The 25,027-nt window shown below is 72.7% G+C and carries 27 protein-coding genes; 20 read left to right on the forward strand and 7 right to left on the reverse strand.

Going from position 1 to position 25,027, the window contains the following annotated elements; all coding sequences use genetic code 11:
* Positions 1-42 precede the first annotated feature (42 nt).
* Positions 43-309, reverse strand: a complete 267-nt coding sequence (gene rpsT / locus FHX75_RS23490; protein ID WP_154942482.1) for a 30S ribosomal protein S20 — start codon at positions 307-309, stop codon at positions 43-45.
* A gap of 113 nt (positions 310-422) precedes the next feature.
* A complete protein-coding gene (locus tag FHX75_RS23495; RefSeq protein WP_246158488.1) occupies positions 423-1,430 on the reverse strand; it encodes a phosphotransferase family protein in 1,008 nt (335 codons plus the stop codon).
* 97 nt (positions 1,431-1,527) lie between these two features.
* Between FHX75_RS23495 and FHX75_RS23500 the strand changes: the two genes are divergently transcribed.
* The 9 genes from FHX75_RS23500 (at position 1,528) to FHX75_RS23540 (ending at position 10,008) form a co-directional block, all read left to right on the forward strand.
* Positions 1,528-2,133 carry a DUF4240 domain-containing protein gene (locus FHX75_RS23500; RefSeq protein WP_154942740.1) on the forward strand — a complete coding sequence of 202 codons (606 nt, stop codon included), beginning with the start codon at positions 1,528-1,530 and terminating at the stop codon, positions 2,131-2,133.
* Positions 2,130-2,666 (forward strand): DUF4240 domain-containing protein, encoded by a 537-nt coding sequence (locus FHX75_RS23505; RefSeq protein ID WP_154942483.1) that lies wholly within the window; start codon positions 2,130-2,132, stop codon positions 2,664-2,666. The genes FHX75_RS23500 and FHX75_RS23505 overlap by 4 nt, the downstream gene beginning before the upstream one ends.
* 220 nt (positions 2,667-2,886) lie before the next feature.
* On the forward strand, positions 2,887-4,764 hold the full coding sequence (lepA, locus tag FHX75_RS23510; RefSeq protein WP_154942484.1) for a translation elongation factor 4: 1,878 nt from the start codon (positions 2,887-2,889) through the stop codon (positions 4,762-4,764).
* A gap of 295 nt (positions 4,765-5,059) precedes the next feature.
* Positions 5,060-5,347: a GlsB/YeaQ/YmgE family stress response membrane protein gene (locus FHX75_RS23515; RefSeq protein WP_154942485.1), complete on the forward strand. Its 288-nt coding sequence runs from the start codon at positions 5,060-5,062 to the stop codon at positions 5,345-5,347.
* Positions 5,348-5,601: 254 nt separating this feature from the next.
* Positions 5,602-5,889 carry a GlsB/YeaQ/YmgE family stress response membrane protein gene (locus FHX75_RS23520; protein WP_154942485.1) on the forward strand — a complete coding sequence of 96 codons (288 nt, stop codon included), beginning with the start codon at positions 5,602-5,604 and terminating at the stop codon, positions 5,887-5,889.
* Between the two features lie 218 nt (positions 5,890-6,107).
* Positions 6,108-7,397 (forward strand): sugar ABC transporter substrate-binding protein, encoded by a 1,290-nt coding sequence (locus FHX75_RS23525; protein ID WP_154942486.1) that lies wholly within the window; start codon positions 6,108-6,110, stop codon positions 7,395-7,397.
* Positions 7,394-8,380, forward strand: coding sequence for a carbohydrate ABC transporter permease (locus FHX75_RS23530; RefSeq protein WP_154942487.1), 987 nt, complete (start codon positions 7,394-7,396; stop codon positions 8,378-8,380). The genes FHX75_RS23525 and FHX75_RS23530 overlap by 4 nt, the downstream gene beginning before the upstream one ends.
* 11 nt (positions 8,381-8,391) lie before the next feature.
* Positions 8,392-9,225, forward strand: a complete 834-nt coding sequence (locus FHX75_RS23535; protein WP_154942741.1) for a carbohydrate ABC transporter permease — start codon at positions 8,392-8,394, stop codon at positions 9,223-9,225.
* A 138-nt stretch (positions 9,226-9,363) separates the two neighbouring features.
* Positions 9,364-10,008 (forward strand): MOSC domain-containing protein, encoded by a 645-nt coding sequence (locus tag FHX75_RS23540; RefSeq protein WP_154942488.1) that lies wholly within the window; start codon positions 9,364-9,366, stop codon positions 10,006-10,008.
* Positions 10,009-10,078: 70 nt separating this feature from the next.
* Here the strand turns inward: FHX75_RS23540 and FHX75_RS23545 are convergent, their stop codons facing one another.
* Both FHX75_RS23545 and FHX75_RS23550 read right to left on the reverse strand, forming a co-directional pair.
* A complete protein-coding gene (locus FHX75_RS23545) occupies positions 10,079-10,942 on the reverse strand; it encodes a hypothetical protein (protein WP_170285453.1) in 864 nt (287 codons plus the stop codon).
* Positions 10,943-11,039: 97 nt separating this feature from the next.
* The gene (locus FHX75_RS23550; RefSeq protein ID WP_154942489.1) at positions 11,040-11,822 is read right to left on the reverse strand and encodes an enoyl-CoA hydratase-related protein; all 783 of its coding nucleotides are present in this window, start codon (positions 11,820-11,822) and stop codon (positions 11,040-11,042) included.
* 19 nt (positions 11,823-11,841) lie between these two features.
* Here FHX75_RS23550 and hemW point away from each other — a divergent pair, with 19 nt between their 5' ends.
* A complete protein-coding gene (gene hemW / locus FHX75_RS23555) occupies positions 11,842-13,065 on the forward strand; it encodes a radical SAM family heme chaperone HemW (RefSeq protein WP_211364575.1) in 1,224 nt (407 codons plus the stop codon).
* A 43-nt stretch (positions 13,066-13,108) separates the two neighbouring features.
* Here hemW and FHX75_RS23560 read toward each other — a convergent pair whose 3' ends face one another.
* Positions 13,109-13,780, reverse strand: a complete 672-nt coding sequence (locus FHX75_RS23560; protein ID WP_154942491.1) for a DUF4870 domain-containing protein — start codon at positions 13,778-13,780, stop codon at positions 13,109-13,111.
* Between the two features lie 234 nt (positions 13,781-14,014).
* Here FHX75_RS23560 and hrcA point away from each other — a divergent pair, with 234 nt between their 5' ends.
* The 3 genes from hrcA to FHX75_RS23575 all read left to right on the forward strand — a co-directional run bounded on the left by hrcA (position 14,015) and on the right by FHX75_RS23575 (position 16,992).
* On the forward strand, positions 14,015-15,037 hold the full coding sequence (hrcA, locus tag FHX75_RS23565; protein WP_154942492.1) for a heat-inducible transcriptional repressor HrcA: 1,023 nt from the start codon (positions 14,015-14,017) through the stop codon (positions 15,035-15,037).
* A gap of 76 nt (positions 15,038-15,113) precedes the next feature.
* A complete protein-coding gene (dnaJ, locus tag FHX75_RS23570; RefSeq protein ID WP_211364576.1) occupies positions 15,114-16,256 on the forward strand; it encodes a molecular chaperone DnaJ in 1,143 nt (380 codons plus the stop codon).
* Between the two features lies 1 nt (position 16,257).
* Positions 16,258-16,992 carry a 16S rRNA (uracil(1498)-N(3))-methyltransferase gene (locus FHX75_RS23575; RefSeq protein WP_154942494.1) on the forward strand — a complete coding sequence of 245 codons (735 nt, stop codon included), beginning with the start codon at positions 16,258-16,260 and terminating at the stop codon, positions 16,990-16,992.
* A 9-nt stretch (positions 16,993-17,001) separates the two neighbouring features.
* Here the strand turns inward: FHX75_RS23575 and ppk2 are convergent, their stop codons facing one another.
* Positions 17,002-17,910, reverse strand: a complete 909-nt coding sequence (ppk2, locus tag FHX75_RS23580) for a polyphosphate kinase 2 (RefSeq protein ID WP_154942495.1) — start codon at positions 17,908-17,910, stop codon at positions 17,002-17,004.
* An 87-nt stretch (positions 17,911-17,997) separates the two neighbouring features.
* Positions 17,998-18,759 carry an SDR family oxidoreductase gene (locus tag FHX75_RS23585; RefSeq protein WP_154942496.1) on the reverse strand — a complete coding sequence of 254 codons (762 nt, stop codon included), beginning with the start codon at positions 18,757-18,759 and terminating at the stop codon, positions 17,998-18,000.
* A 46-nt stretch (positions 18,760-18,805) separates the two neighbouring features.
* Here FHX75_RS23585 and FHX75_RS23590 point away from each other — a divergent pair, with 46 nt between their 5' ends.
* From FHX75_RS23590 to era, 7 genes are all read left to right on the forward strand, one after another.
* Entirely contained in the window at positions 18,806-19,165 is a 360-nt protein-coding gene (locus tag FHX75_RS23590) for a histidine triad nucleotide-binding protein (protein WP_154942497.1), read from the forward strand.
* Positions 19,162-20,535, forward strand: a complete 1,374-nt coding sequence (locus FHX75_RS23595; RefSeq protein ID WP_154942498.1) for a serine hydrolase domain-containing protein — start codon at positions 19,162-19,164, stop codon at positions 20,533-20,535. Before FHX75_RS23590 ends, FHX75_RS23595 begins: the two co-directional genes overlap by 4 nt.
* A 227-nt stretch (positions 20,536-20,762) precedes the next feature.
* Positions 20,763-21,821 carry a PhoH family protein gene (locus tag FHX75_RS23600; protein WP_154942499.1) on the forward strand — a complete coding sequence of 353 codons (1,059 nt, stop codon included), beginning with the start codon at positions 20,763-20,765 and terminating at the stop codon, positions 21,819-21,821.
* A 15-nt stretch (positions 21,822-21,836) separates the two neighbouring features.
* On the forward strand, positions 21,837-22,310 hold the full coding sequence (gene ybeY / locus FHX75_RS23605; protein ID WP_154942500.1) for an rRNA maturation RNase YbeY: 474 nt from the start codon (positions 21,837-21,839) through the stop codon (positions 22,308-22,310).
* Complete coding sequence (locus FHX75_RS23610) at positions 22,286-23,692, forward strand: hemolysin family protein (protein WP_170285454.1); 1,407 nt, start codon at positions 22,286-22,288, stop codon at positions 23,690-23,692. The genes ybeY and FHX75_RS23610 overlap by 25 nt, the downstream gene beginning before the upstream one ends.
* Positions 23,685-24,071: a cytidine deaminase gene (locus FHX75_RS23615; protein ID WP_088960793.1), complete on the forward strand. Its 387-nt coding sequence runs from the start codon at positions 23,685-23,687 to the stop codon at positions 24,069-24,071. Before FHX75_RS23610 ends, FHX75_RS23615 begins: the two co-directional genes overlap by 8 nt.
* Positions 24,068-24,964: a GTPase Era gene (gene era / locus FHX75_RS23620; RefSeq protein WP_154942502.1), complete on the forward strand. Its 897-nt coding sequence runs from the start codon at positions 24,068-24,070 to the stop codon at positions 24,962-24,964. The genes FHX75_RS23615 and era overlap by 4 nt, the downstream gene beginning before the upstream one ends.
* Positions 24,965-25,027 lie beyond the last annotated feature (63 nt).

Below are 25,027 nucleotides of genomic sequence, written 5' to 3' on the forward strand. Positions count from 1 at the left end.
GGGCGTAGCCCGGGGCTTCAGGTCAGGTCTGAGGTCGCTCGGTCAGGCCGAGAGCGAGCCGACGCGCTTCGCGATCGCCGACTTCCGGTTGGCCGCCTGGTTGGCGTGGATGACGCCCTTGCTGGCGGCCTGGTCCAGCTTGCGGGCCGCGTCACGCATGAGAACGGTGGCCTTCTCGGCGTCACCGGCCTCCGCAGCCTCGTTGAACTTCCGGATGGCGGTCTTCAGCGACGACTTGACCGACTTGTTACGCAGCCGGCGCTTCTCGTTCTGCCGGTTGCGCTTGATCTGGGACTTGATGTTCGCCACGCGACAGCCTCGTCTTGATAGCTCGGTTTGGTCTGCTTCTGCGCGCGACAAGCAGGCGTCATCGCTGCGCGAAGAGCCAGGTTACCAGGTCGGCCGGGACGAGCCAAAACGACTCAGCTCCAGCCCTGCCGGGCGGCCAGCCAGCGCAGCGCCTGCTCCCCGCTGAACCGCTGGTGCGCCCCCAGGTGCGGGGAGACCGCCGGCGCGGGGCGTGGGGCCGGTGGTGGGCCGGCGGCGGCGGAGGTGAGGTAGTAGCCGGCCAGTGCGGCCAGCGTCACGTCGAGGGCGTCCGGCGGGGCGCCGGCCGCGGCCGGATGGCCGGCGAAGATCGCGTCCACGGGCAGCCCGTCGGCGTACCCGGTGATCAGCAGGCCGGCCAGGTCGAACCAGGCCGGGCCGTGGCAGATCCAGTTCCAGTCGCAGAACCAGGCCCGCCCGCCGACGTCGAGCAGCACGTTGTCCACCCGCAGGTCGCCGTGGACCAGGCCGCGGCCGGCGGCGGCGTACCCGGGCAGCCGGGACTCCAGCGCGACCAGCTCGGGCAGGCGGCCGTGCGCGGCGGCCGGCATCGGTGGCACCGGTTCGCGCCCGGCGGCCACCTCGCCCCACCACAGGATGTCCTCGCGAGCCAGGTCCGCCAGGCGGGGCAGGCCGAGGGCGACCAGCTCGGCGGGCGGATCGGCCAACGCGGCGGCCAGCTCGGCGTACCCGGCGAGGACGGCGTCCAGCTCGGTCCGATCCCAGGGCAGCCGGGGCGTGCGGCCGTCGACGGCGTCCAGGGCGAGCGCGTACCAGCCGGACGCGGTCAGCGCCCAGCGTGGGCGGGGGACCGGCACGCCGGCCGGGAGCCGGGCGAGGACCGCCGCCTCCCGGGCGTACCAGTCGGCCAGGTGCCGCTGGTGGGTCAGGTCGGCGGCCTTGACGAAGATCCGGCCGCCGTCCGCGCCGGTCAGCAGGGCGGCGAACCCGCCGGTGAAGCCCGCTGTCGCGGTACGCGCCGACACCACCGGCGCGCCGAGCCGGTCCGCCACCGCGGCGCGCAGCCCGGCGGGCAGCGCCGACCAGTCCGGCCGGACGGCGGTGGCGTGGTACGGCACCGGGAGCGGCGGTAGCGCGGGCACGCCCCCATGCTGCCCCTGCCGGCGCGCCCCCGCCCAGCCGCGCACGGCCCGTCCCGGCTTCCTGTCGTACCGCGCTGGCAGCATCCGCCTCGTGCGCATGGACGAGTTCTGGGCCTTGATCGAGCGGTCCGCCGCCGTCACCGCCATCCCCGACGAGCGGTTGGCCTGGCTCACCGACCGCCTGGCCGAGCGGCCCGCCGGCGAGGCGGTGGACTTCGCTGTCCGGCTCGACGAGCTGCGGGGCCGGGTCGACACCTGGCGGCACTGGGGTGCGGCGCTGCTGATCTGCGGCGGCCTCTGCTCCGACGACGGCTTCCACTACTTCCAGGCCTGGCTGGTCGGGCTCGGCCGGGCGGCCTTCGAGCGGGTCGCCGACGACCCGGACGCGCTCGCCGACGTCCCGCAGGTGCGTCGCCTCGCCGGGCGGCACCTGCGGGAGTGGGCGGAGGACGAGTGGCCGGAGTGGGAGTGCCTGGACTACGTCGCGGACGAGGCGTACGAGCGGGTCACCGGCGAGGAGGAGGGTCTGGACGAGGCCGTCGAGGCCCGGGGGCGGGAGCTGAGTTCCTCGCCCGAGCCCGCCGACGAGCGGTGGGATCTCGGCGACCCTGCCGAACTGGCCCGCCGGTACCCGCGACTCGCCGCCATGTTCCCGCTGCCGGATCGCGCCCGGGGGCGGGTCTGGGAGACTGCCAGGCCATGAGGACCGACGACTTCTGGCAGCTGATCGACGAGGCGCGGGCCGGCGCCGGGGGAGAGGGCGACGCGGTTGCCGCCCGCGCGGTCGCCCTGCTGGCCGAGCGGGACCCGGAGGACATCGTCGGGTACGCGCGCCACCAGCAGCGGGTGCTGTCCGCCTCCTACCGGGTCGACCTCTGGGGCGCGGCCTATCTGATCAACGGGGGTGCCTCGGACGACGGTTTCGAGTACTTCCGGGGCTGGCTGATGACCCAGGGCCGGGCGGTGTTCGCCCGGGCGGTGGGCGACCCGGACTCCCTGGCGGAGGTGCCCCGGGTGCGGGCCGCCGCGCTCAGCGGCGAGGAGTTCGAGTGCGAGGACATGCTCACGGTGCCGTGGGAGGCGTACCGGAAGGCGACCGCGACCGAGCTGCCGGCGGAGCGGGACCCGGTCGCGGTGCCCGACCTCAACGACTTCTGGGACTTCGACGACGAGGACGAGGCTCGGCGCCGGCTGCCCCGGCTGGCCGCGCTCTTCGTCGAGCCGCCGGAGGAGTGACCCGGCCGGGCCGGGGAAGGCGGCCGGGCCGAGCGCCGGCACGGGCCGGGGGGCATTGGGAGGAGTGACCCGGCCCGGCCGGGGAAGGCCGGGGGTGGGCGGCCCGGCGGTGAGCCGCGGCACCCAGGTGTGATCGGACCGCGTCCGGAGCGACGTGGGAGCATAGAGGGGGCCGGCGGCGCGCCGGCCCGCTCACGTCAGCCGACCAGAACGGACCGCTGTGCCACCGAAGCTCGATCCCGGCGCGAACGCTCCTGGTTCCACCGACCCGGCGCGCATCCGGAACTTCTGCATCATCGCGCACATCGACCACGGGAAGTCGACCCTGGCCGACCGGATGTTGCAGCTCACCGGCGTGGTCGACCCCCGGCAGATGCGCGCGCAGTACCTCGACCGGATGGACATCGAGCGCGAGCGCGGCATCACCATCAAGAGCCAGGCCGTCCGCATGCCGTGGACCATCCGGGAGGGCGACCGGGCCGGCGAGCACGCCGTGCTCAACATGATCGACACCCCGGGCCACGTCGACTTCACCTACGAGGTGTCCCGCTCGCTGGCCGCCTGCGAGGGCGCCATCCTGCTGGTCGACGCCGCGCAGGGCATCGAGGCGCAGACGCTGGCCAACCTCTACCTGGCGCTCGAGAACGACCTGCACGTCATCCCGGTGCTCAACAAGATCGACCTGCCGGCCGCCCAGCCGGAGAAGTACGCCGAGGAGCTGGCCCACCTGATCGGTGGCGACCCGGCGGACTGCATCAAGGTCTCCGGCAAGACCGGCGAGGGCGTGCCGTACCTGCTCGACGAGATCGTCCGGCAGTTCAAGCCGCCGGTCGGCAACGCCGAGGCGCCCGCCCGGGCGATGATCTTCGACTCGGTGTACGACGTCTACCGGGGCGTGGTCACCTACGTCCGGGTGATCGACGGGCGGATCAGCGCCCGCGACCGGATCAAGATGATGTCCACCGCCGCGGTGCACGAGCTGCTGGAGATCGGCGTCATCTCGCCGGAGATGGTGAAGGCCGACGCCCTGGGCGTCGGCGAGGTGGGTTACCTGATCACCGGCGTGAAGGACGTCCGCCAGTCCCGGGTCGGTGACACGATCACCATCAACTCGCGGCCGGCGACCGAGGCCCTGGGTGGCTACAAGGACCCGAAGCCGATGGTCTACTCGGGCCTCTACCCGATCGACGGCTCGGACTACCCCAACCTGCGCGAGGCGCTGGACAAGCTCAAGCTCAACGACGCCGCGCTCGACTACGAGCCGGAGACCTCCGGCGCGCTCGGCTTCGGCTTCCGCTGCGGCTTCCTCGGCCTGCTGCACCTGGAGATCATCCGGGAGCGGCTGGAGCGGGAGTACAACCTCGACCTGATCTCCACCGCGCCGAACGTGGTCTACCGGGCCATCACCGAGGACGGCCAGGAGATCGTGGTGACCAACCCGAGCGAGTACCCCACCGGCAAGATCGCCGAGGTGTACGAGCCTGTCGTGCGCGCCACCGTGCTGACCCCGAACGACTACGTCGGCGCGGTGATGGAGCTCTGCCAGGGCCGCCGGGGCAGCCTGCTCGGCATGGACTACCTCTCCGCCGACCGGGTGGAGCTGCGCTACACACTGCCCCTCGCGGAGATCATCTTCGACTTCTTCGACCAGTTGAAGAGCCGCACCAAGGGCTACGCCTCGTTGGACTACGAGCCCTCCGGCGAGCAGGCGTCCGACCTGGTCAAGGTCGACATCCTGCTGCACGGCGAGCCGGTGGACGCGTTCAGCGCGATCGTGCACAAGGACAAGGCGTACAACTACGGGGTCACCATCGCGGCCAAGCTGCGCAACCTGATCCCGCGCCAGCAGTTCGAGGTGCCGATCCAGGCCGCCATCGGCAGCCGGGTGATCGCGCGGGAGACCATCCGGGCGATCCGCAAGGACGTGCTCGCCAAGTGCTACGGCGGTGACATCAGCCGTAAGCGCAAGCTGCTGGAGAAGCAGAAGGAAGGCAAGAAGCGGATGAAGATGGTCGGCCGGGTGGAGGTCCCCCAGGAGGCCTTCATCGCCGCCCTCTCCTCCGACTCCGGCGACGCCAAGGCGCCCGGCAAGAAGTAGCGCGACGGCTGACGGCCGGCATCCTCCTGCGGGGGTGCCGGCCGTTTCGCGTGCCCGCCGTCGGGTCGTACCCGGGAAATTTCCGATGGCCGCCGCGGCCCTGCCCGGTGCCGGCCCATGCGGCCTGAGCTGCGGGTTTGCCGTGCTGCGCGGCAATCGACGCGGGGGTTGCGTATCGACAGGGGGCGACAGCCGTTTCGCTGAGTCGGTTTGGATTTTCGGACGGTCGGGAATCTAGCGGTCACGACAGGAACCACACACACCGTGTGACTCAATCTTCAGAAGGAGGGCGACCGTGGAGCTCACCGTTTGGGGCATCATCACCGCGATCGTTGTTGGTCTCATCGTCGGCGCTCTGGGCCGCCTGCTCGTGCCGGGCCGTCAGAACATGCCGATCTGGCTGCACATGCTGATCGGTATCGGCGCGGCCCTGCTGGGCACCGTGCTGGCGCGGGCCATGGGCATCGCGACCGAGACCGCCGGCATCGACTGGATGGAGCTGCTGGTGCAGGTTGTGCTGGCCGCCATCGCCGTGGCCCTGGTGGCCGGCGTGGGCCGTCGCCGCAGCGTCACCCACCGGTAATCCAGCGCAGCGCACTGCTCAGCGGGCGCCCGTACCCCTCGGGGGCGGGCGCCCGCTCGCGTCTGCACCCGGACTCCCGGCCCACCGCCCGCTCACGTCCGGTCCCGGGCGACGGCTGCGACGAAAGTGCAGGTCCCGGCGGGTCTTGACCAGATCGTTCCCGGAGTCGGTTTGGAAAATCGCGGGATCGGGAACCTTATCGATCACGCCAAGAACCACACATCGTGTGTCATACCTAAAGAAGGAGGACGGTCGTGGAGCTCACCGTCTGGGGCATCATCACCGCCATCGTCGTCGGTCTCATCGTCGGCGCGCTGGGCCGCCTGCTCGTGCCGGGCCGGCAGAACATGCCGATCTGGCTGCACATGCTGATCGGTATCGGCGCCGCCCTGCTGGGCACCGTGCTGGCGCGGGCCATGGGCATCGCCACCGAGACCGCCGGCATCGACTGGATGGAGCTGCTGGTCCAGGTCGTGCTCGCCGCCATCGCCGTGGCCCTGGTGGCCGGCGTGGGTCGCCGCCGCAGCGTCACCCACCGGTAAGCCGCAGCGTCACCCACCGGTAAGCAGCGACAACGCTCTTCGACGGGCGCCCGACCTGAGGTCGGGCGCCCGTCCGCGTACCCGGAACGGGTCTGCTCCCCGACCCGCCGGCTGCGGTACCGTCGCCTCGCCCGGAACCCGCCCCTGTCGTAAAGGAATTTTTCCTACTAGGGTGCGGCAGAGAAGGTTACTGCCAGACGGCGCGAGGGAGAAGTGGCGTGAACAGGTGGAAGCGGCTGGCTCCGGCCACCGCCGTCGTGGCCTCGGCCGCGATGGTGCTCGCCGGTTGCGGGGGCTCCGGCGACGACGAAGCGGCCGACAAGAGCAAGCTCACGGTCTGGATGATGGGCGAGGGCGGCGACGCCCAGACCAAGTTCCTCGACGGCGTCGAGACCGAGTTCCGGCAGAAGCACCCCGACACCGACGTGGTCGTCCAGTACATCCCCTGGCTGGAGGCGCCGAAGAAGTTTCAGGCGGCGCTCGCCGGCGGTGAGGGGCCGGACGTCACCGAGCTGGGCAACACCGAGACCCAGGGCTGGGCGGCCCAGGAGGCGCTCGCCGACATCACCGGGAAGATGTCCGGCTGGGCGGAGAGCAAGGACATCCTGCCGGACCTGGTGAAGAACGCCCAGCTCGACGGCAAGCAGTACGGCGTCCCGTGGTACGCCGGCGTCCGCGGCATCTACTACCGCACCGACTGGTTCGCCGAGGCCGGCGTGAAGACGCCGACCAACTGGGAAGAGCTGGTCGCCGCCGCCAAGACCGTGCAGGCCAAGAAGCCGAACACCTACGGCATCGCGCTGCCGGGCAACTCCGAGCTGCCCTTCTACTCGTTCCTCTGGGGCGCCGGCGGCGAGATCGCCACCAACCAGGGCGGCACCTGGAAGTCCGGTTACACCACCCCCGAGGCGCAGAAGGCGGTCAAGTTCTGGACCGACCTGGTCACCGTGCACAAGGTCGCCCCGCCGGCCGCCGCCGGCTGGAACGAGATCGACGCCCGCACCCAGTTCGCCACCGGCAAGGCGGCGATGGCCTTCGCCGGTAGCTGGCAGGGCGCCGCCATCAAGAAGGACAACCCCGACATCGAGAAGGTCTGGGGCACCTTCCCGATCCCCGGCCCGGACGGCAAGCCGGCCCCGGCGTTCGCCGGCGGCTCGGACGTCGCCCTCTGGAAGGACAGCAAGAAGCAGGACCTGGCGTGGGACTACCTCACCGTCCTGCTGAACAAGAAGAACGCGAAGACCTTCGCCAGCAGCCTGAACTTCTTCCCGGTCTACTCCGACCTGGTCAGCGGCGGTGAGTACGCCAACGACAAGGTCATGGCCGCGTTCGCCACCACCATGCAGAACACCAAGGTCACCCCGCTGACCCCGAAGTGGGTGGAGGTCAGCCGCACCAAGACGGTGACCCAGGCGATGAACAGCTCGGTCATGAAGGGCCAGAAGACGGTCGAGCAGGCCACCGCCGACGCCGCCGCCGAGATGGAAAGCATTCTCAACGCCAAGTGAGCACCCTGACCAAGTCCACCGGGACTGCCGCCGTGCGGAAGACCTCCGCACGGCGGCGGCCCCGCGTGGACCGCCTGCCGTACCTGCTCCTGCTGCCCTGCCTGGTGGTCATCGGGGTGCTGCTGCTCTGGCCGCTCGGCCAGGTGGTGGCGATGTCGTTCTACAAGCTGGACAGCGTCCGGCAGCTGCGCGGCGACCGCGAGTGGCCGTGGGTGGGGCTGGGCAACTACACCCAGATCCTCGGCGACCCGTTCTTCCGTACGGTGCTGCGCAACACGGTGCTCTTCGCCGCCGCGAACGTGGTGCTGACGATGATCCTCGGCACCCTGGTCGGGCTGCTGCTCAACCGGCTCGGCCGGCGGATGGCCACCTTCGTGGCGAGCTGCGTCATGCTCGCCTGGGCCACCCCGGCACTGACCGGCACCATCGTCTGGAAGTGGATCTTCGACGACACCAGCGGGCTGGTCACCTGGCTGTTCAACAAGTTGCCCGACGGGTTGTCGACCGCGCTCTTCGGTCGCAGCGACTGGACCGGGTACGGCTGGTTCAACTCGCCGCTGCTCTTCTTCGCCATCCTCACCCTGGTGGTGGTCTGGCACTCGTTTCCGTTCATCGCGGTGAGCGTGCTCGCCGGGCTCAAGAGCGTGCCGAGCGAGCTGCACGAGGCGGCCCGGGTCGACGGCGCCGGGCCGTGGAAGGTGTTCTGGAAGATCACCTTCCCGTTGCTGCGGCCGGTCTTCGGGATCCTGATCGTGCTCAGCACCATCTGGGACTTCAAGGTCTTCACCCAGCAGTTCGTACTGGCCGGCGGCACCCAGGACCGGCCGACGTTCATGCTCTCCATCTACTCGTACGCCGAAGCATTCTCGCCGCCGCCCAAGTACGGCGTGGGCTCCGCGATCGCGGTCATCCTCACCCTGATCCTGCTGGTGGTGACCGGTCTCTACGTCCGCATGGTGCTCAAGCAGGAGGAGGACGCGTGAGGCGCGGCGCGATGGTGAAGCGGATCGCCCTCAACGGCGCGGGCCTGCTGGTGGCGCTCTTCGCCGCCTTCCCCGTCTACTGGATGGTCGCCACGTCGCTGAAGCCCAACCGGGAGATCTTCTCGTCGACGCCCCGGCCGGTGCCGGCCGAACCGACCCTGGAGCACTACCGGGAGATCCTCACCGGCAACCTGATCCCGGGCGTGACGTTCGCCGACTTCTTCCTCAACAGCGCTCTGGTGGCGGTGAGCACGGTGCTGCTCAGCGGCCTGGTCGCGCTGCTCGCGGCCACCGCGGTGGCCCGGTTCCGCTTCACGCTCCGGACCAGCTTCCTGATCATGCTGCTGGTGGTGCAGATGATCCCGCTGGAGGCGCTGGTCATCCCGCTGTTCCTGATGATCCAGCGGCTCGGTCTCTACAACACCCTGCCCAGCCTGATCCTGACCTACCTCGGCTTCTCGCTGCCGTTCGCGGTCTGGATGCTGCGCGGTTTCGTGGCCGCGGTGCCCAAGGAGCTGGAGGAGGCCGCGGCGATCGACGGGGCCAGCCGGGCCCAGACCTTCCGCCGGATCCTCTTCCCGCTGGTGGCGCCGGGCCTGGTCGCGACCAGCATCTTCTCCTTCATCACGGCCTGGAACGAGCTGATCTTCGCGTTGACCTTCGTCAACGACCAGGACCGGTACACCCTGCCGGTGGCGATGACCTTCTTCTTCGGCCGGGACGACACCGCGTGGGGGTCCGTGATGGCCGCCTCGACGCTGTTCACCCTGCCGGTGATCGTCTTCTTCCTGCTGGTGCAGCGCCGGATGGTCTCCGGGCTGGTCGCCGGCGCCGTCAAGGGCTGACCCGCGCCCGTCGAGGGCTGAGCCCCGCCGTCGAGAGGTGAGTCGCGCCGTCGAGGGCCGGCCGGCGCGGTCAGGGGCGGAGCCGACGGCGGATCGGCGGGTGCCCCGGACCCGGCGTCCACGGCTAGGCTCTGCGCCATGACGGGCAGGCTGGCGGCGGTGAACCTCGGCGTGGTGACCGAGGCGGAGTGGGCGGGCGACGCGAGCGGCCGCACCGGCATCGACAAACGACCCGTCGACGGTCCGGTGCTGCTGCGCGCCGACGGGGTGGCCGGGGACTTCATCGGCGAGCGGGCCCACCACGGCGGCCCCGACCAGGCGGTCTACGCGTACGCCGGGGAGGACGCCGAGTGGTGGTCGGCGGAGCTGGGGCGCACCGTCCCGCCCGGCGGGTTCGGCGAGAACCTGACCACCTCGGCGGTGGACGTGACCGGGGCGGTCATCGGTGAGCTGTGGGCGATCGGCTCGGCGGTGCTCCAGGTGACCAAGCCGCGCACCCCCTGCACCACCTTCGCCGGGTTCTGGGGCGTACCCGACCTGATCAAGCGGTTCACGGTGCGGGCGGCGCCCGGGGCGTACCTGCGGGTGCTGCGCGAGGGCGAGGTCGGCGCGGGCGACCCGGTCGAGGTGGTGGACCGGCCCGCGCACGGGGTCACCATCGGCGAGGTGTTCCGGGCGATGAACCTCGAACCGGAGCTGCTGCCCCGACTGCTGGACGCCGTCGAGCTGCCGGAGCCGGTCCTGGAGAAGGTCCGTCGCCGGGTGTCCGGCACCCGCCCCTGACCGGGTCTCGGGCCGGACGACACCGGTAGGCCGGCGTCCGCGTCGGGCCGCGAGGTGCCGGCGACCGGGGTCACCCCTCGGCGAAGACCTCGGCCAGCACCTGGCCGTCGGCCGGGCGGCCGTCGGAGACCTTGGCCCAGGTGCCGTCCTCGGCGGTCCACTCCAGGCCGGCGAAGCGGACCCGCTTCACCCCGTGGTCGGGCGCGTGCGACACCAGCCAGTGGGCGTACCGCCAGCCGTCGCGACGGTCGGCGGCGGGCACGGTGAGCCCGCTCAGCGCGGCCACCGTGCCGGTGCCCGGCAGCCCCCAGTCCAGGGTCAGGCCACGGGTCAGCGCCGCCGCGGCCGCCTCGCCCCGCATCACCGGCGTCCGGCTCACCGTGCAGGCCACCGCGCCGGTCGCCTCGCCGAGCAGCGCCCGGGTCAGCACCTCGGACTCGTCCGCCCACTTCTGGTACGCCGTCGGGAAGGCCGACCGCTGGACCGCCTGGGCCGCGTCGGTGACCCGCATCTCCTCCCAGCCGCGCACCTTCTTCAGCGCGGCGTAGAAGCGGTTGGCCGCGTACCGCTGGTCGCGGATCTGCTGCGGGGTGCCCCAGCCCTGGCTCGGCCGCTGCTGGAACAGGCCGATCGAGTCGCGGTCGCCGCCGGCAAGGTTGCGCAGGCCCGACTCCTGGTATGCGGTGGCCAGCGCGACCACCACCGCCCGCTCGGGCATCTCGCGCTGGATGCCGATCGCCGCGATGGTCGCCGCGTTCGCCATCTGGTCGGCGTCGAGCAGCACCGTGCCGTCGGCCTGGACGGTGCAGGTGCGGCTGGCCACGGGGAGCCGGAGCTGGCCGCCGAGCTGACGGACGACGACCCAGACCCCGAGAAGAGCGACGACCGCGAAGACGACACCGACTGCGACAATTGCCCGACTTCGCACCCGCACCTCCTGTTTCACGGTCATCCCCAGCGTACGTGCCCGAAAAGGCGAGCCGGGTCGGCCGACCGGTTCACATTTCCGGGAGCAAAGGAAGGAAACGCGCCTAATCCACCGGCACCCAGGCGGCGTTCCTCTTTTCGCGGAAGGCGAGCACGCCCTCGCGGCCCTCGTCGGAGAGGAAGTAGCCGGTGGAGAGGGCGGACAGCTCGGCGATCTCGCCGCGCAGGTCGGTGGGGGCCGGGCGGCGCAGCAGGCCCTTCGCTCCGGCCAGCGCCTTCGGCGCGCCGCGCACCAGCGAGGCGCAGTAGCGCTCCACCGCCGCGTCCAGCCCGTCCGCCGGCACCGCCGCGGTCACCAGGCCGATCTCGGCGGCCCGCCGGCCGTCGAAGGTGTCCCCGGTCAGGTACAGCTCGGCCGCCGCGCGCGGGTGCAGCCGGGGCAGCACCGTGGCGGAGATGACCGCCGGGATCACCCCGATCCGCACCTCGGTGAAGGCGAACGTCGCCTCCTCGGCGCAGACCGCCAGGTCGGCCGCCGCGATCAGGCCCAGGCCGCCGGCCCGCGCCGGCCCGGCCACCTTCGCCAGCACCGGCTTCGGGCACTCCCAGACCGCCGCCAGCACGTCGCCGAGCATCCCGGCCGGCACGCTCCCGCTGGCGTACGCGGCGGCCGTCTCCTTCAGGTCCGCGCCGGAGCAGAAGACCGGCCCGGTGTGGTCCAGCACGATCACCCGGACGGCGTCGTCGGCGACCGCCGCGGCGATCCCGGCCAGCAGCTCGGTCATCAGGGGCGTGGAGAGCGCGTTGCGGTTGTGCGGGCTGTCCAGGGTGAGGGTGGTCACCCCACGGGCCGTGGCGACCCGCACGAGGCGGTCGGGAGAGGTCATGCCGGGCACACTAGTGGCCATGCCCGGCGTCCTTCCAGAAGGCGAGACCGTCCCCGTCGACGGGTCGCTGCCCGCCACCGCCCTGAGCGCGGTCGGCGCGCGCGGCTTCGGCGTGTACGTCCACGTGCCGTTCTGTGCCAGCCGCTGCGGCTACTGCGACTTCAACACCTACACGGCGGCCGAGCTCGGCGGCGGCGCCGACCGGGAGTCGTACGCCGACACCGTGCTGGCCGAGCTGGCGCTGGCCGCCCGGGTCCTCGGCGACACCCCGCCGCCCCGGGTGGACACCGTCTTCGTCGGCGGTGGCACGCCGACCCTGCTCCCCGCCGACGACCTGGCCCGCATCCTGGACGGCATCGACCGCACCTGGGGGCTGGCCGCTGACGCCGAGGTGACCACCGAGGCCAACCCCGAGTCGGTCACCCCGCAGTCGCTGCGCACCCTGCGCGCGGCCGGCTACACCCGGATCTCCCTGGGCATGCAGTCCGCCGCACCCGGGGTGCTGGCGATCCTCGATCGCCGGCACAGCGCCGGCCGGGCGGTCGCCGCCGCGCTGGAGGCCCGCGAGGCCGGGTTCGACCACGTCAACCTGGACCTGATCTACGGCACGCCGGGGGAGAGCGCGGCGGACTTCGCCGCCAGCCTCGACCAGGTGGTCGCCGCCGGGGTGGACCACGTCAGCGCGTACGCCCTGATCGTGGAGGACGGCACCCGGCTCGCCGCCCGGATGCGGCGCGGCGAGCTGCCGTACCCGTCGGACGACGTGGCGGCGGACCGGTACCTGGCCGCGGAGGCGGCCCTCGGCGCGGCCGGCTTCTCCTGGTACGAGGTCTCCAACTGGGCCCGCTCCGAGGCGGCCCGGTGCCGGCACAACCTGCTCTACTGGACCGGCGCGGACTGGTGGGGCCTCGGCCCGGGGGCGCACAGCCACGTCGGCGGGGTGCGCTGGTGGAACGTCAAGCACCCCACGGCGTACGCGAAGCGCCTGGCCGCCGGGGAGTCGCCCGGCCTGGCCCGGGAGGTGCTGACCGCCGGCGAGGCGCACATGGAGGACGTCATGCTCCGGCTGCGGCTCGCCTCCGGCCTGCCGCTGGACGCCCTCGACCCGGCGGGTCGGGCGGGCGCCGAGCGGGCGCTGGCCGACGGCCTGCTGGACCCGGCGGGGCACGCGGCGGGGCGGGCGGTGCTCACCCTGCGCGGGCGGCTGCTGGCCGACGCCGTGGTCCGCGACCTGCTGCCCTGATCCCGCACGGCCCGGCCGGCCCGGGTGGGCCGGCCGGGACCGGTCACTTCTTGAAGGCGTAGCTCGCCGGGTAGCGGTAGACGACGCCCTCGGTGGCCTTCACCCCGCCGATGATGCCGAAGATGATCGGCACCAGAGCGGTCAGGATCGGGATGAAGAAGAGCACCCCGCAGGTGACGATGGCCAGGACGAAGCCGATGACGTTGGCGATCGCCCAGGTGATCTGGAAGTTCAGCGAGGCCGTGGCGTGCGCCCGTACGGTCGGGGACTGCTGGCCCTTGGCGGAGAGCGCGATCAGCGGCGCCACCCAGCCGAGCAGGCTGCCGCCGACGATCACGCCGACCGGACCGCCGAAGTGCGAGATCAGCGACCAGGTCTTCTCGTCGTCGGTGGCGTACCCGCCGCCCGGGGCGCCGTACCCGCCGCCGGGAGCGCCGTACCCGCCGGCGGTCGGATAGCCGACGCCCGGCGCGGAGTAACCACCCGGCGCGGAGTAACCACCCGGCGGTGGGTAGCCACCCGGCGGTGGGTAGCCACCCGACGGCGGTTGGTCACCGGTGGGTGGCGGATAGCCACCGGGCGGGGGATAGCCGCCCGCCCCGGGTGCCCCGGACAGTGGTGCGGTGGGCGGCTCGTACGACGAGCCGGACGGGGCGGTCGGGTCCGGGCGGTCGCCGGGGTCCCCCGCTCCGGGAGGGCGAGGTGGTTCAGTCATGGACGTCACGGTAGGGGTTGCCGGCAAGCCCTCACCAGAGCGACACCGCCCCGGATGTCCGGATGATCGGCCCTGGCGCGCCGTCCGGGTGGCGGGGCGCACCCGTGGTCCGTCGCTGATCATCGCGTCAGCGGGGACGCCGACGTAGACTGGCACTCGCTACAGTCGAGTGCCAGTGCGCTCGCCCGGGGCGCCTCAGTCGCTCCGGGCCGACGTGCGTCAGGAGGTGGGGAGATGGGTCTCGACGACCGCAAGCTCGCCGTGCTGCGCGCGATCGTCGAGGACTACGTCGCCACGCAGGAGCCGGTCGGCAGCAAGGCCCTGGTCGAGCGGCACCAGCTCGGCGTCTCGCCGGCCACGGTGCGCAACGACATGGCCGTGCTGGAGGAGGAGGGCTACATCCGGCAGCCGCACACCAGTGCCGGCCGGGTGCCCACCGACCGTGGCTACCGCCTCTTCGTCGACCGGCTGTCCCGGGTCAAGCCGCTGAGCCCGGCCGAGCGCCGGGCGATCGAGCGCTTCCTGGTCGGCGCGGTCGACCTGGACGACGTGGTGCACCGCACCGTGCGGCTGCTGGCCCAGCTGACCCGGCAGGTCGCCGTGGTGCAGTACCCGTCGCTGGCCCGCTCCTCGGTGCGCCACCTGGAGCTGGTGCCGATCTCCACCACCCGGCTGATGCTGGTCATGATCGCCGACACCGGCCGGGTCGAGCAGCGGCTGGTGGAGCTGCCCGCGCCGATCCCCGCCGACCATGTCACCGACCTGCGCCGGCTGGTCAACGAGAAGCTGGTCGGCAGCCGGCTGTCGGAGACCCCGCCGCTGGTCCAGGCGCTGGTCGACGAGTCGGCGCCGCACCTGCGCGGGGCGATGACCACGCTCTCCACCGTGCTGCTGGAGACGCTGGTCGAACGGCACGAGGAGCGCATCGCGCTCGCCGGCACCGCGAACCTCACCCGGGGCGGCCTGCTCGACTTCCAGGGCTCGCTGCGCCCGATCCTCGAAGCCCTCGAGGAGGAGGTCGTGCTGCTCAAGCTCATCGGGGAGGCCGAGCCGAGCACCACCCGGGTGCTGATCGGCGACGAGAACGAGATCGACAACCTGCGGGCCGCCTCGGTGGTCAGCACCGGGTACGGCCCGGGCGCGACCATCGTCGGCGGTCTGGGCGTGCTCGGGCCCACCCGGATGGACTACCCCGGCACCATCGCCACGGTGAGGGCCGTGGCACGCTACGTGGGCGAGCTGCTGGCCCAGAACTGATCCAGGGCAGGGGCCGGCACCCGGCTCCGGCCGACGACCGGCGCAACGCGAGACGAACATGAGGACACCGAACGCAGTGGCCAGGGACTACTACGGCATTCTCGGCGTGAGCCGGGAAGCCTCCGATGACGAGATCAAGCGCGCCTACCGCAAGCTGGCGCGGCAGTTCCACCCGGACGTCAATCCGGACCCGGAGGCCCAGGAGAAGTTCAAGGACATCAACGCCGCGTACGAGGTCCTCTCGGACGACCGGAAACGGCAGATCGTCGACCTGGGTGGCGACCCGCTCGCCCCGGGTGGCGGCGGCGCGGGGCCGGGCGCTCCCGGCGGCGCGGGCCCGTTCGTCGGCTTCCAGGACATCATGGACGCGTTCTTCGGCGGCGCCGCGGGCGGCGCCCGGGGGCCGCGGCCGCGTACCCGGCCGGGCGCCGACGCGATCCTGCGGCTGGAGCTGGACCTGCACGAGACCGCGTTCGGCGTCGAGGCGCCGATCACGGTCGACACCGCGGTGCTCTGCACCACCTGCTCCGGCGCCGGCACCGCCGCCGGCACCCACCTGGCCACCTGCGAGGCGTGCGGCGGCCGGGGCGAGGTGCAGTCGGTGCAGCGCACCTTCCTCGGCCAGGTGGTCTCCGCCCGGCCCTGCACCGTCTGCCAGGGGTACGGCACCACCATCCCGCACCCCTGCCCGACCTGTGCCGGCGACGGCCGGGTGCGCACCCGGCGCTCGCTGACCGTCAAGATCCCCGCCGGGGTCGAGGACGGCATGCGGATCCGGCTCGCCCAGCAGGGTGAGGTGGGCCCGGGTGGCGGCACCGCCGGCGACCTCTACGTGGAGATCCACGAGCGGCCGCACGACGTGTACTCCCGCAAGGGCGACGACCTGCACTGCCGGGTCACCGTGCCGATGACCGCCGCCGCGCTCGGCACCCGGCTGACCATCAAGACGCTGGACAGCGAGGAGACGGTCGACGTCAAGGCCGGCACCCAGCCGGGCAGCACGCTGCGGCTGCGCGCCCGGGGCGTGCCGCACCTGCGCGGCACCGGCCGGGGCGACCTCTACGTCCACCTCGACGTGCGGACCCCGACGAAGCTCGACGCCGACCAGGAGAAGATGCTGCGCGACTTCGCCAAGACCCGGGGCGAGGAGGTCGCCGAGCTGACCAAGCAGGGCGGCTTCTTCTCCCGGATGCGCGACGCCTTCAACGGGCACGCCTGAGGTGTCCGCGCCGCTGTTCCTGGTCGAGGCGCTGCCCACCGGCGACACGCTGACCCTGGACGGCCCGGAGGGCCACCACGCGGCCACCGTGCAGCGGCTGCGCGTCGGCGAGGAACTGCTGCTGGCCGACGGTCGGGGCGGCACGGCCGCCGCCGTGGTCACCACCGTCGGCCGGGGCACCCTCGACGTGCGGGTCACCTCCCGCGGGTACGCCGACGCGCCGGTGCCCCGGATCGTGGTGGTGCAGGGCATCGCCAAGGGGGACCGGGGCGAGCTGGCCGTGCAGGCGATGACCGAGGTCGGGGTGGACGAGATCGTGCCCTGGGCGGCGTCCCGCTCGGTGACCCAGTGGCGCGGCGACCGGGGCGTACGGGCCCGGGACAAGTGGGTGGCGACCGCCCGGGAGGCGGCCAAGCAGGCCCGCCGGCCCTGGCTGCCGGTGGTGGCCGGCGCCCCGGACGAGTCCACCGGGACCGTGGTGCGGCGGATCGCCGGCGCCGGTGCCGCGTTCGTGCTGCACGAGGAGGCCGAGGAGCGGCTGACCACCGCCGAGCTGCCCGGCACCGGCGAGATCGTGCTGGTGGTCGGCCCGGAGGGCGGCATCGCCCCGGTCGAGCTGACCGCGTTCGCCGACGCCGGCGCCCGCCCGGTGCGGCTCGGTCCGTCGGTGCTGCGCACCTCCACGGCCGGGGTGGCCGCGCTGAGCGTGCTGGCCACCCGCCTCGGCCGCTGGTAGCCGGTTCGGTCAGGGGCGGGGGAAGACCGGCACCGGCTCATCCTCCGGCCGCAGGTCCAGACCGGCCGATCCGATGATCAGCGGGTCGGGCGTGCCGACCGCCGCCGGGTCCTTGCCGGCGTAGTCGAACCGGTGCAGCACGTGCCGCATCGCGGCCAGCCGGGCGCGCTTCTTGTCGTTGCTCTTCACCACGGTCCACGGCGCGTCGGCGGTGTCGGTCCAGAAGAACATCGCCTCCTTGGCCTCGGTGTACTCGTCCCACCGGTCCAGCGAGGCGACGTCCATCGGGGAGAGCTTCCACTGCCGCACCGGGTCGACCTGCCGGACCACGAACCGGGTGCGCTGCTCGTTGCGGGAGACCGAGAACCAGAACTTGACCAGCCGGATGCCGGAGCGGACCAGCATCCGCTCCAGCTCGGGGGCCTGCCGCAGGAACTCCAGGTACTCCTTGCGGGTGCAGAAGCCCATCACCCGCTCGACCCCGGCCCGGTTGTACCAGGACCGGTCGAAGAGCACGATCTCGCCGGCCGCCGGCAGGTGCGCCAGCCAGCGCTGGAAGTACCACTGGGTGGCCTCCCGCTGGTCCGGCTTGGCCAGGGCGACCACCTGCGCGCCGCGCGGGTTGAGGTGTTCCATGAAGCGCTTGATGGTGCCGCCCTTGCCGGCCGCGTCCCGGCCCTCGAAGAGGATCACCAGCCGCTCGCCGGACTCCTTCACCCAGTCCTGGAGCTTGAGCAGCTCGATCTGGAGCAGGCGCTTGTGGTGGTCGTACTCCGCGCGGGACATCCGCTCGTCGTACGGGTAGTCCTCCCGCCAGGTCTGCACCGGTGTGCCGTCCGGGCGCAGCAGCACCGGATCGTCGTCGTGCCCGTCCTCCACCCGGTAGTCGGCGGAGAGGTCCAGCAGCGTGTCGGCCATACCGGAGACCCTTACCCCGGCCCGCCGCCGCGAAGCCGTCGCGCGGGCGGCGGGTCGGTGACTGTTTGCAAGGGGTCCGGGTCGGCGTCAGGTACGCAGGTAGGAGGCGCCGTTGAGGTCGACGATGGTGCCGGAGGCCCACTGCGCCTCGGGGCTGGCCAGCCAGTGCACGGCGGCGGCGATCTCCTCGGGGCGGGCCACCCGGCCGAACGGGCTCTGCGCGCGGATCGCGTCGCCCTGCTCGCCGGTCAGGTGCTCGGTGGTCATGTCGGTCGCCACGAAGCCCGGGGCGACCGTGGCGACCGCGATGCCGTACGGCGCGAGCGCGACGGCGAGGGACTGCCCGAGCGCGTTCAGCCCGGCCTTGCTGGCGCCGTAAGCGGGCTGGTCCGGCTCGCCCCGGAACGCGCCCCGCGACGACACGTTCACCACCCGGCCACCGCGTTCCCGCATGTGCTGGGCGGCGCACCAGGTGACGTTGCCCGCCCCGGTCAGGTTGGTCTCCAGCACCCGCCGCCACTGCCGCTGCCACTGCTCGTACGAGGCGCCGAAGACCGGGTGCGGGGCGTCCCGCTCGCCGTACACCCCGGCGTTGTTGACCAGCACGTCGAGCCCTCCGAGCCGGGCGGCGGCGTCGTCCACCATGGCCTTGACCGCCGCCGGGTCGGTGAGGTCCGCGCGGACCACCACGTGGCCGTCGCCGGGCAGCTCGGCGCGGAGCGCCTCGGCCAGCTCGGCCGAGTCCCGATGGTGGATCGCCACCCGGTCCCCGTCCGCCGCGAACGCCCGCGCCACGGCGCGGCCGATGCCGCGCGACGCCCCCGTCACCAGTACCGCTCGTGAAGTCACGCGGCACATCATGCCCGAGGCGCTCGGCACGCCTTACCATGCCCCGATGGGATCCGACTGCCTGTTCTGCCGCATCGCCGCCGGGGAGATCCCGGCCACCATCGTCCGGGAAACCGACACCACCCTCGCCTTCCGCGACCTCGCCCCGAAGGCGCCGGTGCACGTGCTGGTCATCCCGAAGGAGCACTACGCCGACGTGGCCACGCTGGGCCAGGGCGACCCGAAGCTCGCCGGCGACCTGCTCGCCACGGCGGCCGCGGTGGCGGAGGACGAGGGGCTGCTCGGAGACGGCTTCCGGCTGATGTTCAACACCGGCACGTACGGCGGCCAGGAGGTCTTCCACGTGCACGCGCACCTGCTCGGCGGCGCGCCGCTCGGCCCGATGCTGGCCCGGAACGTCGCGTGACGGCTGGGCCCGACCGGCTGGCCCGGATGGTGCGCCGGGTGCAGGCGCAGGCCCGGGTGCCGGCCCTGGCGGCGGCCCTGCACCGCGCCGACCGGCCGCTGTGGACCTGCGAGGTCGGCGGCACCGGCACCGACGCCGACCTCGGCCCGGACACCCGGTTCCGGATCGGCTCGGTGACCAAGACCTTCACCTCGGTGCTGGTGATGCAGTGCCGCGACGACGGCCTGCTCGACCTGGACGACCCGATCGGCCGGCACCTGGCGCTGCCCGCGCACGGCGAGCTGACCGTACGCCGGCTGCTGTCGCACACCGCCGGCCTGCAACGCGAGCCGTACGGCGACGTCTGGGACACGCTGCGCGCCCCCGGCGCGGACGAACTGGTCGCCGAGCTGGCCCGGGCCGAGCGGGTGCTGCCGACCGGGCGCCGCTACCACTACTCCAACCTGGGCATGGCGCTGCTCGGCCGGCTGGTCGGCGAGCTGCGCGGCGGCTCCTGGGCCGAGGTGCTCACCGAGCGGGTGCTGACCCCGCTGGGCCTGGCCGCCACCTCGGTCACGCCGGGGCCGGCGGCGGCCACCGGGTTCCTGGTCGACGCCTACTCCGACGAGGCGCACCCGGAGCCGCCGACCGACTTCGGCGCGATCGCCCCGGCCGCCCAGCTCTGGAGCACCGCGACCGACATGGCCCGGTGGGCGGCCTTCCTGGCCGACCCGGTGGCGTTGGACCCGGCCGGGGCGGTGCTCGCGCCGGCCTCGCTGGACGAGATGCGCTGGCCGCTGACCACCACCGACGAGACGCTCTGGGCGGCCGGTTTCGGGCTCGGCCTGATCCTGGTGCCGTACCCGGACCGGGTGGTGCACGTGGGGCACGACGGCGCGATGCCGGGCTTCCTCGCCGCGGTCTACGGCCGGCGCGGCGGCGACGGCACGGCCGGCGCGATGGGCTGCGCGGTGCTCGGCTCCTCCGGCACCGCGGCGGAGGTCTTCGACCTGCCGCACCGGCTGCTCGCCGCGTCCGCCGAGCACGACCCGGCCGACGTCACGCCGTGGCGGCCGGGCGAACCGGCTCCCGGGCCGCTGCGCGGGATGCTGGGCCGCTGGTGGGGCGAGGGCTTCGAGTACGTCTTCAGCTGGCACGACGGCGCGCTGCGTGCCCGGGGCGCCGACGACCCGGCGGGGAAGCCCCCGGCGGTCTTCGCGCCGCTGCCGGACGCTCCGGACGTCTTCCGGACGGTCGCCGGGCGGGAGGTCGGCGAGCTGCTGCGGCTGACCCGGGACGAGCACGGCACGGTGGTCCGGATGCACTGGGCGACCTACCGCTTCACCCGCCGTCAGGAGGCCTTCGACCGGTACGACTTCCGCGCCGGCTGACCCGACCCCCGCCCTGGGCGCGGGTGCGTGGTGTGGGTGCCGCCCGGAGGTATCGCCCACCCTGCGCCCGCTCCCGGGGGCGCTGCGCCCGCTCCCGGGGGCGGCGGAAATGGACGCGGTGCCGGCGGGGTTGAGCGGATACGATGGGTGTAACGTCCGCACGCCGTGCCAGCAGGGCCGGCGCCCGAGATCGGAAGCAGGTGGCGCAGGGCCCGACGGCCCGATTTATGACCGGCACCCCACCTCCCGGCCCGCCCCGGGTGCAGACCAGGATCACGGTTCCCGATTCCAAGATCATGGTCAACCTGCTCGGCGCGGGTGACGAGATCCTGCGCCTCGTCGAACGCTCGGTCGACAGTGACGTGCACGTGCGCGGCAACGAGATCACCATCACCGGTGCCCCCGCGGACAACGCCCTCGCCGAGCGCCTCTTCAGCGAGCTGCTCGAACTGATCGAGAAAGGCGAGACCCTGACCACTGATGCCGTCCGGCGTACCGTCGGCATGCTCGAGCAGGGCAGCGCGGAGCGGCCCGCCGAGGTCCTCACCCTCAACATCCTCTCCCGGCGCGGGCGCACCATCCGCCCCAAGACGCTCGGGCAGAAGCGCTACGTCGACGCGATCGACACCCACACCATCGTCTTCGGCATCGGCCCCGCCGGCACCGGAAAGACCTACCTCGCCATGGCGAAGGCCGTCCAGGCGCTCCAGGCGAAGCAGGTCAACCGGATCATCCTGACCCGGCCGGCGGTCGAGGCGGGGGAGCGGCTGGGCTTCCTGCCCGGCACCCTCAACGAGAAGATCGACCCGTACCTGCGGCCGCTCTACGACGCGCTGCACGACATGCTCGACCCGGAGTCCATCCCCAAGCTGATGGCCGCCGGCACGATCGAGGTCGCGCCGCTGGCGTACATGCGGGGCCGGACCCTCAACGACGCGTTCATCATCCTGGACGAGGCGCAGAACACCACGCCCGAGCAGATGAAGATGTTCCTCACCCGACTCGGCTTCAACTCCAAGATCGTGGTGACCGGTGACGTCACCCAGGTGGACCTCCCCGGCGGGACGACCAGCGGCCTGCGGGTGGTCCGGGAGATCCTGGAGAACGTCGAGGACGTGCACTTCGCCCAGCTCTCCAGCTCGGACGTGGTCCGGCACAAGCTGGTCGGCGAGATCGTCGACGCGTACGCCCGCTGGGACGCCGAGCGGGAGAACCAGCAGGCGCAGAGCGTGCACGCCGTGCCGGGGCGGACCGCCCAGGGCGGCCGGGCCGGCCGGCGCCGCTAACCAAGAGGAAGACAGTTGTCCATCGAGATCGCCAACGAGTCCGGTGTCGACGTCGACACCGACGCCGTGCTCGCCGTCGCCCGGCACGCCCTCGACGAGATGGGGGTCAACCCCCTCGCCGAGCTCTCCGTGCTGCTGGTCGACATCGAGTACATGACCGAGCTGAACCACCGCTGGATGGGTGGGGACGGGCCGACCGACGTGCTCGCCTTCCCGATGGACGAGGGCAGCGTCGACCACGGTCCGGGGGAGAGCGCCCCGGCCGGCGGTGAGCCGGCCCTGCTCGGCGACATCGTGCTCTGCCCGGAGGTGGCGGCCAAGCAGGCCGCCACCGCCGGCCACACCACCGCCGACGAGCTGCACCTGCTCACCGTGCACGGCGTGCTGCACCTGCTCGGGTACGACCACGCCGAGCCGGAGGAGGAGCGGGAGATGTTCACGCTCCAGGCCCGACTGCTGGCCAGCTGGCGGTCGACCCGGACCCGGTGATGACCACCCAGGCGGCGGCCGCCGCCGGCCTACCCGACCTCCAGCTCATCTTCTTCGCGGCGGGGCTGGTGGTACTCGCCGGTCTGATCGCGATGACCGAGGCGGCGCTCGCCGCCGTCTCCCCGGCCCGGGCCGCCGAGCTGGCCCGGGACGGGGTACGCGGCGCGCGTACCCTCCAGGCCGTCGCCGGCGACGTGGTCCGCCACCTCAACCTGTTGCTGCTGCTCCGGCTGCTGGCCGAGCTGACCGCCACCACGCTGGTCGCCCTCGTCGCGGTGGACACCTTCGGCGCGGGCTGGCGGGCGGCGCTGATCACCGCCGGCGCGATGACCGTGGTCAGTTTCGTCGTCGTCGGGGTGGCCCCGCGCACCATCGGCCGGCAGCACGCGTACGCGGTGGGCCGGGCGGTGGCGCCGCTGGTCCGCTGGCTGGGGCGGGCGCTGAACCCGCTCGCCTCGCTGCTGATCCTGATCGGCAACGCGGTCACCCCGGGGCGCGGCTTCCGCGAGGGGCCGTTCGCCAGCCAGGTGGAGCTGCGCGAGCTGGTCGACCTGGCCGAGCAGCGCGGCGTCGTGGAGCACGGCGAGCGGCAGATGATCCACTCGGTCTTCGCGCTCGGCGACACCATCGCCCGCGAGGTGATGGTGCCCCGCACGGAGATGGTCTGGATAGAGGAGGGCAAGACGCTCTCCCAGGCGCTGGCGCTCTTCCTGCGCTCCGGCTTCTCCCGTATCCCGGTGATCGGCGAGAGCGTCGACGACGTGCTCGGCGTGCTCTACCTCAAGGACCTCATCCGGCGTACCCGGGGCGGCGACCTGCGGGCCCACCAGAGCCCGGTCTCCGAGCTGATGCGCCCGGCGACCTTCGTGCCCGAGTCCAAGCCGGTCGACGACCTGCTCTCGGAGATGCAGGCCGCCCGCAACCACCTGGTCATCGTCGTCGACGAGTACGGCGGCACCGGCGGCCTGGTGACGATCGAGGACATCCTGGAGGAGATCGTCGGCGAGATCACCGACGAGTACGATGTCGAACGCCCGCCGGTGGAACACCTGGAGGACGGCGCGGTGCGGGTCACCGCCCGGCTCCCGGTGGAGAACCTGGGCGAGCTGTTCGACACCGAGCTGCCCACCGACGAGGTGGAGACCGTCGGCGGCCTGCTGGCCCAGTCCCTGGGCCGGGTGCCGATCCCCGGCGCCCGCGCCGAGGTGGCCGGGCTGCGGCTGATCGCCGAGGGCACCACCGGGCGGCGCAACCGGATAGACACCGTGCTGGTCAGCCGGGTCGAACCGAGTGACGCGCCGGACGGGGCGGGGCGCGGCGAGCAGGCCGAGACCCGCAACAACCAGACCAGAACCGAGGAGAGGCAACCCGCCGATGCCTGAGTCACCCGCCGTACCGGCCGCCCGGCCCACCCCGTCCGACCCGGCCGAACTGAGCGCCGAGGACGGCAAGCTGGTCGTCCTGGCGCGGGGCGCGCGTGGCCGGGTCGCGGCCGTCGAGGGCGCGGCGGTGCGGGACCAGGACGGTCGGACGTACGCCGCGGCGAGCGTCTCGCTGCCCTCGCTGACCATCACCGCGCTCCAGCTCGCCGTCGCCTCCGCCGTGGCGGCGGGCGCGAGCCGGCTGGAGGCGGCCGTGGTGGTGACCGAGGCGTCGACGCTGGACGGGGCGGGGCACGCCGCCGTGCGCGACCTTTCCGCCGACGCGCCGATCCACGTCGCGGCGCCGGACGGCACGGTCCTCGGCACGGTGGTCGAGTGACCGGCACCGAGGAGCGTCCGTACCGGGCCGGGTTCGCCTGTTTCGTCGGGCGGCCCAACGCGGGCAAGTCGACGCTGACCAACGCGATCGTCGGCCAGAAGATCGCGATCACCTCCAACAAGCCGCAGACCACCCGGCACGTCATCCGGGCCGTGCTGCACCGCCCGGACTCGCAGCTCGTGCTGGTCGACACCCCCGGCCTGCACCGCCCCCGGACGCTGCTCGGCGAGCGCCTCAACGACCTGGTCCGCTCGACCTGGAGCGAGGTCGACGTGATCGGCCTCTGCATCCCGGCGGACGAGCCGATCGGCCGGGGCGACCGGTTCATCACCGGTGAGCTGGCCGAGCTGAAGGCCACCGTGCTGGCCGTGGTGACCAAGACCGACCTGGTCGACAAGAAGCGCCTCGCCGAGCAGCTGCTGGCGGTCAGCCAGCTGGGCGAGTTCGCCGAGGTGGTGCCGGTCAGCGCGGTCTCCGGGCACCAGGTGGACACGCTGGTCGACGTGATGACCAAGTACCTGCCGCCGTCGCCGCAGCTCTACCCGGACGACATGCTCACCGACGACCCCGAGCAGGTGATGGTCGCCGAGCTGATCCGGGAGGCGGCGCTGGAGGGGGTCCGGGACGAGCTGCCGCACTCCATCGCGGTCGTCGTCGAGGAGATGGTCCCCGAGGGTCAGGTCATCAAGATCTTCGCCGACGTCTACGTCGAGCGGCCCAGCCAGAAGGCGATCGTGATCGGTCACCGGGCCAGCCGGCTGAAGGCGGTCGGCACGGCGGCCCGCAAGCAGATCGAGGAGCTGCTGGGCAGCCGGGTCTACCTGGACCTGCACGTACGGGTGGCCAAGGACTGGCAGCGGGACCCGAAGCAGCTGCGCAAGCTCGGCTTCTGACCGCACCGCGGGCGGTGACCGGCGATGTCCGGTCGGTCACCGGTCCGGCGGCGGTATGGGAAG

The organism is Micromonospora palomenae, assembly GCF_007829925.1.
Taxonomy (GTDB): domain Bacteria; phylum Actinomycetota; class Actinomycetes; order Mycobacteriales; family Micromonosporaceae; genus Micromonospora; species Micromonospora purpureochromogenes.

Bases quoted from the DNA above. Each gene is read 5' to 3' on its own strand.
- FHX75_RS23500 (WP_154942740.1), top strand. From the start codon at position 1,528: ATGGACGAGTTCTGGGCCTTGATCGAGCGGTCCGCCGCCGTCACCGCC.
- FHX75_RS23505 (WP_154942483.1), top strand. From the start codon at position 2,130: ATGAGGACCGACGACTTCTGGCAGCTGATCGACGAGGCGCGGGCCGGC.
- FHX75_RS23535 (WP_154942741.1), top strand. From the start codon at position 8,392: ATGGTGAAGCGGATCGCCCTCAACGGCGCGGGCCTGCTGGTGGCGCTC.
- FHX75_RS23540 (WP_154942488.1), top strand. From the start codon at position 9,364: ATGACGGGCAGGCTGGCGGCGGTGAACCTCGGCGTGGTGACCGAGGCG.
- FHX75_RS23550 (WP_154942489.1), bottom strand. From the start codon at position 11,822: ATGACCTCTCCCGACCGCCTCGTGCGGGTCGCCACGGCCCGTGGGGTG.
- hemW (WP_211364575.1), top strand. From the start codon at position 11,842: ATGCCCGGCGTCCTTCCAGAAGGCGAGACCGTCCCCGTCGACGGGTCG.
- FHX75_RS23560 (WP_154942491.1), bottom strand. From the start codon at position 13,780: ATGACTGAACCACCTCGCCCTCCCGGAGCGGGGGACCCCGGCGACCGC.
- hrcA (WP_154942492.1), top strand. From the start codon at position 14,015: ATGGGTCTCGACGACCGCAAGCTCGCCGTGCTGCGCGCGATCGTCGAG.
- ppk2 (WP_154942495.1), bottom strand. From the start codon at position 17,910: ATGGCCGACACGCTGCTGGACCTCTCCGCCGACTACCGGGTGGAGGAC.
- FHX75_RS23590 (WP_154942497.1), top strand. From the start codon at position 18,806: ATGGGATCCGACTGCCTGTTCTGCCGCATCGCCGCCGGGGAGATCCCG.
- FHX75_RS23600 (WP_154942499.1), top strand. From the start codon at position 20,763: ATGACCGGCACCCCACCTCCCGGCCCGCCCCGGGTGCAGACCAGGATC.
- FHX75_RS23615 (WP_088960793.1), top strand. From the start codon at position 23,685: ATGCCTGAGTCACCCGCCGTACCGGCCGCCCGGCCCACCCCGTCCGAC.